General features: G+C 65.4%; 5 protein-coding genes. 2 read left to right on the top strand and 3 right to left on the bottom strand.

The window, feature by feature from the left end:
* Positions 1-140: 140 nt before the first annotated feature.
* Together Q0L89_RS02415 and Q0L89_RS02420 are read left to right on the top strand one after the other, a co-directional pair.
* Positions 141-2,237, top strand: coding sequence for a Wzz/FepE/Etk N-terminal domain-containing protein (locus Q0L89_RS02415; protein ID WP_296762247.1), 2,097 nt, complete (start codon positions 141-143; stop codon positions 2,235-2,237).
* A 96-nt stretch (positions 2,238-2,333) separates the two neighbouring features.
* On the top strand, positions 2,334-2,657 hold the full coding sequence (locus tag Q0L89_RS02420) for a hypothetical protein (RefSeq protein WP_296762248.1): 324 nt from the start codon (positions 2,334-2,336) through the stop codon (positions 2,655-2,657).
* A gap of 188 nt (positions 2,658-2,845) precedes the next feature.
* On the opposite strand, the gene Q0L89_RS02425 is transcribed toward Q0L89_RS02420, so the two are convergent.
* The 3 genes from Q0L89_RS02425 to Q0L89_RS02435 form a co-directional block, all read right to left on the bottom strand.
* Positions 2,846-4,198: a polysaccharide biosynthesis/export family protein gene (locus Q0L89_RS02425; protein WP_296762249.1), complete on the bottom strand. Its 1,353-nt coding sequence runs from the start codon at positions 4,196-4,198 to the stop codon at positions 2,846-2,848.
* A gap of 87 nt (positions 4,199-4,285) precedes the next feature.
* On the bottom strand, positions 4,286-4,876 hold the full coding sequence (locus tag Q0L89_RS02430; RefSeq protein ID WP_296762251.1) for a YjbF family lipoprotein: 591 nt from the start codon (positions 4,874-4,876) through the stop codon (positions 4,286-4,288).
* A 38-nt stretch (positions 4,877-4,914) separates the two neighbouring features.
* Complete coding sequence (locus tag Q0L89_RS02435; protein WP_296762252.1) at positions 4,915-6,981, bottom strand: YjbH domain-containing protein; 2,067 nt, start codon at positions 6,979-6,981, stop codon at positions 4,915-4,917.
* Positions 6,982-7,895 lie beyond the last annotated feature (914 nt).

Consider the following 7,895-nt stretch of genomic DNA (forward strand, 5'->3'; position numbering starts at 1 on the left):
CATAGCGGCCCAGTTTATCCTGTCATTCTCATTTGCGATGCGCTAATTCTGCGCCAATTGCATTTACATTGTCAGAGCGTCATATGAAAGAAACCAGAATTAGCGCATCTGATCAAAGCGATGCGCGGGCTTCGCAAGCCATGCCGGGCGACGACGAAATCGACCTGATGGAGTTGGCGCACGCCTTGTGGCGGGGAAAGTGGCTGATCGCGATCGCGGCGCTGCTGGCCTTGATTGCCGGGGCCTATTACGCCTTCGGCATGGCCGAGTCCCGATACGAGTCCAGCGCCAAGCTCACGCTGGAGATGCGCACCAACCAGGTCGTGGATATCGAAAGCGTCATGTCCGGCGTCTCGACCGAAACGGCGGCGCTGAACACCGAGATCGAGATCATCCTGTCGCGCCGGGTGCTGGGCAAGCTCGTGGACGAGTTGAACCTGGTCGACGACCCTGAGTTCAACAGCGATCTGCGCGCGCCCTCGGGTCTGTCGCAGGTGATCGGCACCGCGAAAGGCCTGCTGGACAGCGGCGACGCGGCAGAAGACGGCCCGCCGAAATCGCCACGCGATGACACCGTCGACGCGCTGCGCGAGGCACTGTCGGCCTCGGTCCAACGCGATACTTACGTGTTCACCATTCGAGCCACGACCGGGAATTCCGAGAAATCGGCGCGGATCGTGAACGCGCTGGCCGATCTCTACATTGCCGAGCAGATCGCGGTGAAGTTCGAGGCCACCGAACAGGCGGTGGCGTGGCTTTCGGAGCGGGTGACCGAGCTGGAACAGGAGCTGCGCGAGAAGGAAGACACGCTTAAGGACGCGCGGTCCGAGACCGACCTGATCAGCCCCGAGGCGCTGGAAGGTCTCAACCTGCAGGCCAAGGATCTGCGCGACCGGCTGGATGAGATGCGCACCCGCGCCGAGGTGGTCAGGGAACAGGCCGAGCGGCTGCGCGGCTTGCGCGCGCGCGGCGAGCGCACCGCCATCGTCGAGGCCACCGGCGACTCGACGCTGCGACAGTTGTTTCGCGCGATCCGGGACGGCGACACCGACGCCGATGCTCCGGCAATGTTCAACCAGCGCCTTGACGCGGTTCTTGCGAACATGGGGAACGAGGCTGACCGTATGGCCAGCCAGGCCAATGCGCTGGCGGAATCCTACCGCAACCTGCAGGACCGGATCGATCGGCAATCCGCCGACCTGGTGCGCATCCAGCAGATGACGCGCGAGGCCGAGACCACGCGCACGCTTTATGAGACGTTCCTGACACGCCTGAAGGAAACCACCATTCAACGCGGGCTGCAGCAGGCCGACAGCCGGGTGCTGTCTGACGCGATCCCCGGCAAGAAGGTCGCGCCGCGCATTTCGCTGATCCTGGCGCTGTCGCTGGTATTGGGCCTCATGGGTGGGGCGGCCGTCGTTCTGGTGCGGCAGTTCATGCACAACACCTTCCGCACCGCCGAGGAGATCGAGGCGGCGACCGGTCTGCCGGTGCTGGGCCAGATCCCGAAGATGCCTTTCAAGGCACGCGACGATCTTATCGGGTATCTGAAGGACAAGCCGACCTCGGCCTCGGCCGAGGCCATCCGCAACCTGCGCACCACGCTCTTGCTGTCGGATATCGACAATCCGCCCAAGGTGATCATGTCGACCTCGGCACTGCCCGGCGAGGGCAAGACGACGCAGTCCATCGCGCTGACGCAGAACCTGGCCGGGCTCGACAGGCGGGTGCTGCTGATCGAGGGCGACATCCGGCGGCGCACCCTCACGCAATATTTCAGCGACGTGCCGGCGGGCGGGATCCTGACTGCGCTGTCGGGCGAGGTGCCATTGCACGAGGTGGTGTTCCACGACGACCGGCTCGGCGCCGACGTGCTGATGGGCGAGAAATCGCGCGCCAACGCGGCCGACCTGTTTTCCTCCGAGCGGTTCCGCGACTTCATGGTCCGGGCGCGCGAGGCCTACGACTTCGTCATCATCGACACGCCGCCGGTGCTGGTGGTGCCCGACGCGCGGGTGATCGGCCAGCACGTCGACGCGATCCTGTTCTCGGTGGCCTGGGACCGGACGCTACGCGCCCAGGTCATCGCGGCGCTGCGCGAATTCGAATCGGTCAACCTGCGCGTCACCGGCATCGCGCTGGCACAGATCGACCCCAAGGGCATGCGCCGCTATGGCTATGGCGGCAAGTACGGGGCCTACGGAGCCTATGGAAAAGGCTATTACGAGGCTGGCTAAATTTTTTATGGTACGATTTCGGGTTGGATTTTCTGTTTTCTTCGGGGCGGGATGCGTGTATTGTTGGTGTGAAGCTTGAAAAAGGATTTACGCGCCATGAAGAGATTTACAGTTTCCGCCTTCGCGCTTGCCGCCGGCCTGGTCACGGCCGCGCCCGCCGTGGCGCAGGACACCTTCGCCCGTCAGGGCAACGAGACGGCCATGGAGATGGCGATGCGCATCGGGGCCTGCGGCGGCCAGGGCATCAACAACGCCGAGTTCGTCGAGAACGGTGTCACCCGGCTTCAGGTGCAGTGCCCCGGCGGCATCGCGGGCATGGACGGCGGTCTGGGCGGCGGCGGTGCCGCGGCGGTCGGCCTTCTCTTTGTTGCGGCCGTGGCCGGTGCCAGCGGCTCTTCCGGGACGACCGGGACGAACTGACCGGGTCTCGCCGATCCGCAGGGCGCGGCGATGCCGTGGCGGGTTTGCGGGGCATGCGAATGGAAAACAAAAGGGCGGCACCCGCGGGTGCCGCCCTTTTGTCTTGTTTCGCCCCCGCGCACGAGGCGCGGCGCCTTGCCCGGCCGCTCCTCCCCCCCTCGCGCGAGACGGTTCGGGGGCCGGACGTATCAGTCGGTCACGGCACTCAGGCCTCTGTTCAGAAGCGACGGAAGGATCGAAGAGATCGTGCGATTCCACTTGGTGATCGGCTGTTCTTCGACAAAAACGATGTCGCCGGGGCGCATCTCGAACTTTGTGGCCAGCGTCATGTTCACGGCGTTGCGCGCGTCCAGATGCCAAGCCGTCACGGCGCCAAACGCGCCCGGATTGATAGACGGGCGCAGCACGTAGATGTTTGACGGATCACCCGTCATCGTCGGGAACCCGCCATTACCGTAAAGCACATCGGCAAGGCTGGCTTCTTGTTCATAGGGCAAGGCAATGCGGTTCTGCTTGCCGACCTCGCCGGCGAGGTAGATGTAGTCACGCGCCTCGGCGCCCAGCTCCTGGCGGGCGCGGAAATTGGCGCGGCGCTCGTCGAGCATGCCGCGGCGCAGGCCCATCTCGGCGCCCAGCATGGCCAGCGTGTCCTGGCGCGCCTGGCTGCGCAGGCGGATGACGTCGACCTCCTGGCGGTAGAACTCGAACGCCCGGTCGACGTCATAGGTGGTGTCGACATAGACCGCGTCGCCGTTCTTGAGCGGTAGTTCGCGCAGCCCGGGGCGTTCGAGGTAATCCTGGTAGGGTATCTGGTAGAGTGTGCCGTCGCGGTAGATCCGGATCGAGGCGAACTGCTCGTCGCGGACCTGTACGCCGCCGGTGGCGATCAGCGCGTCGCCCAGGGTCAGCGGAACCAGCGTGACCGGCACCCGCGCGGCCTGGCGCACCGCGCCGCCCACGGTGACCTTCTTCGAGTTGAAGTCGGTCACTTCCAGCGAGAACGCCGGGTCGACCTGGTTTTCCAGCAGGAACTTGAAGATGCGGTCCTGCGCCTCCTGCAGGGTCAGGCCGCCGATCTCGACCCGGCCGATATCGGGGATCGAAATCGCGTTGTCATCGGAGACGGTGTAGCCCTGCCGCCGGGTCTGCGCGGCGAGCAGGCCGCTCAGGCGCTCGACCGAATTGCCGTTCTGCTTGGTGGCCAGCAGCACCACGTCGCCGACGCCGAGGCGATAGGGCGGCGGCGTGAAATCCGGCGGCGGGCGCAGCTCCAGCCGGCCGGGGCGCTCGTCGGGGGTGTCCGGCGCGGCGGGCAGCGTGCCCATCCCGCGCGCCTGCCCGGCCGACGCGGCGGCGTGGAATTCGCGCGGCAGGTTGCGGGGGCTGTAAGGGCTGCGGTTGGCCAGCAGTACCGTTTCGGGGGTCAGCGCGATCTCGCGCACGTCCATGCCCGCGCCGGCGGCGCGGCTGACGGAGGGGCTGTTGTAGACGACACCGCACCCGCCGGGAAAGACCAGCGCCGCGGCGAGCGCCAGTCCCATTGCCGTTCGCGCCCGAAGCCTGGCCCTGCCGTGTCTCATTCTTGTCCCTCCGAAATTCGTTGCGTCTATCAATTCGCTGCGTCTTTGTTAGCGCAGCACGCGCTCGGTTTCCATGTATTGCATCGCCGGGCTGATCCATTGCCGCGACTTCAGCACCGTGCCAGTCGCGTCCAGCCAGTAGACGTTGGTGAATTCGTGCCGCGGCGAGGTGCAGCGTGCCGCGATCCGGCGCGCGGCGCGCGCGGCGCCGTCGATTTGCAGCGTGGTGCGCGCCTGCCCGGTGCGGCGGCACTGGTAGCTGCGGAACACGGTCTGGTCCTCGCCGTCGAGATAGGTGCGGATATGCGGGTAATAGCCCCCGCCGCCGGTGCCGCGCAGCATCGCCACGTCGCCCGCCACATCGGCCGACATCAGGTCATCGCCCAGGCCCCGCGTCGCGATCAGCACGCCGCCTTGCAGCGACAGCGTGATCCCGTCGAGCGTCTGCCACACCGTCACGTCGCCGCTCTCGGCCACCGGGGCCAGCGTGGCGCGCGCGCCGGTCTCCGGGATCGCCACGCGCAGCCGCTCGGGGCCCGTGGGCTGCGGGGCGACGGCGGCCACGTTGCCGGTCAGCTCCAGCGCCCCGCCCAGCCGGTCGCAGCCGCCCGCCAGCAGCGCCGCCAGCGCCAGCGCCATGCCGGCCGGCCTCAGAGATCTGTGTGCCGCCGCGGCTCTCATCGCCAGAACCTCCCCCAGCCGTCGCGCAGGGCGGGCTTGTGCAAGGGGCGCACCCGCTCGTACAGCCGCCCGTCCACGTCGAGGCGCGCGCCGCCGTCGCGGGTCAGCGGGCGGATCGTGGTGCTGAGCCCGTCCTTGTTGGGCTCGCCCGTCAGCCACGAGATCGGCACCGTGATGCGGATGCCCTTGTCGAAGGAGCCCTCGCCGAAATCATCGAAGGGCACGTCGGTCAGCGTCGCAAACGCGCCCACCTTCCAGCCGTTCCTGAACTCGCGGTCGAGCGAGAAGGTCGCGCCCCAGTCGCGCGCCAGGTAGCGCCCGGCGTCGATCTGCGCGTGAAACCCGTTCCCCATGTCCCAGTAGGCCGAGACATGGCCGGTGGCGACCTCGTAGTCGCGGAACCCGAAGCGCTGGTCGAAATCGCGCTGCTTGACGTAGTTGAGCTCCAGCCCGAGCGCGAACGGGCTGTCGGCGCGCTTCCACAAAAGCTCCGACGACAGCCCGCCATACATCCGCTCGAGATAGCCCAGCGTCACCCGGCCATAAACGTCGCGCCCCGGCTTGAAGTAATACGCCCCCGTGAGGTGCATCAGCGCCGGATCGCCCTGCTTGTCGTAGCGGGTGAAATCGCTGCGCACATGCGGCAGCACCGAGTTCGACACGCGCGTCGCCGTGTCGAGATTGCCGACGACCTTCTTGCGCAGGCTGCCCGAGAATTCGACCCCGCGCACGGGTTCGTAGGCGAAGTCGAGCTGGGCGCCGATATCGGCGCGCACCGGGTCGTCGGGGTCGAAGAAGCTGGGGCTCAGGTAGGGCTTGATCCCCCAGTCGAGCCGCGGATAGCGCTCCGGCGTGGGGCCCGGGCCATCGGCGGCGGCCGCGATGTGTGTGCGCGCGAAGCTTTTCCAGCTGCCCTCCAGGTCGTGCTCCAGCGCTTCCATGTCGTCGCGGCGGATGCGCAGTTCGGTCACTGGCATGCCGTCGGTGATCAGCGTGATATCAAAACGGTCAATGTGGGCGGCTAACAGCCGGGTGAGAACCCGCGCCGTGCGCCCCACCGCCTGCGCGGTCTGGGAATAGGCGGTGTTCTCGATCGCGACCCGGGCGCGGGCGCCGTCGATGGAAAACCCGTGCAGGCGCACGCCCTGTTTGCCGAGCGCCGCGGCGAGGCGGGCGCGCAAGGCGCCGCGCTCCTCGATGTTGCCGCGCCACGACAGCGCGGCATCGGATGATGCCGGGCGCGCCAGCACCGGCGGCGGCGCCGGGTCGCGGCCGCCGTGGTTGGGCCGGTCCTTGGGGTTGAGCGTCGAGGTGATCTGAATGCCCAGCTGGCTGCCGTAGAGGTAGCGCAGCGACAGGTCGATCCCCGGGCGCAGCTTGTACGTGGCGCCAAGGCTGACCTGTGAGCGGCGATTGAACGCCGCCGGTGTCTCGCGCGGGTAGGCATCCGGGGAATACTCGGCCACCAGCCTGAGCCGGTCGGTGGCCTGCCACTCGATGCCGCCGAACAGCGCGGCGTCGCCGCGAAAGAACTGGCCGGTTTCCACATCGCCGCCGACGCCGAAACTGCGCTGCGGGCGGGTCTTGAAACGATCATCGAACACCCCCAGCGGGTTGGTGAACCCGCCGACCCCGGCCAGCCGGCCCCAGCCAATGCCACCGCTCACCCGCACGCGGCGGCCAAGCGTCTTGGTGGCGACGACGTATTCCGACGAATAGACACCGGTGCCGAGAAAATCGTTCAGCCCGATGGCCAGCGCCGGGCGCACGCGCCCCTCGTCGACGAGCCGGTAGTGCAGCGAAAAACTGCGGTCGTAAAGCGTGCTCGTGCCGCCACCCGCGACTTTGTCCAGCACCGCGTAGCGGAAACTGCCCGACAGCCGCGGCAGCAACTGGAAGGTCATCGTATTGCGGGTCTGCCCGGCAAAGCTGCTGATGGTGAACGCAAGCTCACCGTCGGGCCGGCTCTTGGCCACCGGCATATCGATCAGCCCGGGATAGCCGTAGCTGTTGTAGCCGGTTGCGATGCGCGCCTCGTCCGCCCCCAATGCCGGCGCCGCCACGCAAAGCGCAACCGCGATTGTCGGTCCTATAAATTTTTTGCCTGTTCGCCCTCGCATGGCCTCTCATTAGCGCATAGGGAAGACAATGGAAGAAGGAATTTGCCCCTGTGGCCGATCAGCGTCGGCTTGTTGCAAGTCAATCACGCTGTCAACTTTTGGGCAACGCGACACGTATTGAGAGGTAGCCAAAAAACTTGAACCGCGGCTGGTTTACGCGTTACGGGCAATCCACCTAACTCACCTGTTCAGATTTCCCGAGCCACCTCTCTCGAACCAAGCAGAACAAAGCAGGAATATCAAGGCTCGATTCATACGGAATAAAGCCGGAATCAGACCCTGATATTACGGGACCCAGGAAGACATCGGGAACCAGGAAAACCCACCCATTTCCGGATCATTTTGACCTGACTCTGAGCCCGACTCCGAGGGTCTTTCTGGAACCAGAAAAGCACCTCAAAACAGGCCGTAGTGATGCTCTGACCAGCGGACTTGCTTGCCCCCCCCCCGAGAGAATAGCACCCCACTTCCCGTGAGGTGGTTAAGTATCTGTATACAGTATATATAATAGAAACCACCTGTCCACGGGGCGGCTGTGCCGCCCCGTGGACAGGTGGTATAACTTCTCTTTATATATTGGATTATAACATATATAGAGTATAGATAACTACAGGTCAATACTATTTATAGTACCGCTCCATACAAAGGACACTCTGCGAAAAAGCTACGCTTTTTCTTGAGGCCCTTTGTATGTCACTGGCTATGAAAGAAAGGGGTTAACAGGCTGCTGAAAAACCCCGCCTGGACAGGGATTTGAGAACATGATTCACCCTTTTCAGATCACGAAGGGGGTGATGATGCGCGGGACGGACGAGGCGAGCGGGTCGCTGTTCAGCTATGTGGACCTTGAGGAACGG

The organism is Sediminimonas sp. (assembly GCF_024637375.1).
Classification (GTDB): domain Bacteria; phylum Pseudomonadota; class Alphaproteobacteria; order Rhodobacterales; family Rhodobacteraceae; genus Sediminimonas.

Excerpts from the sequence above, each read along its gene's own strand:
- Q0L89_RS02425 (WP_296762249.1), bottom strand. The coding sequence starts at position 4,198 with ATGGGACTGGCGCTCGCCGCGGCGCTGGTCTTTCCCGGCGGGTGCGGT.
- Q0L89_RS02415 (WP_296762247.1), top strand. The coding sequence starts at position 141 with ATGCCGGGCGACGACGAAATCGACCTGATGGAGTTGGCGCACGCCTTG.
- Q0L89_RS02430 (WP_296762251.1), bottom strand. The coding sequence starts at position 4,876 with ATGGCGCTGGCGCTGGCGGCGCTGCTGGCGGGCGGCTGCGACCGGCTG.
- Q0L89_RS02420 (WP_296762248.1), top strand. The coding sequence starts at position 2,334 with ATGAAGAGATTTACAGTTTCCGCCTTCGCGCTTGCCGCCGGCCTGGTC.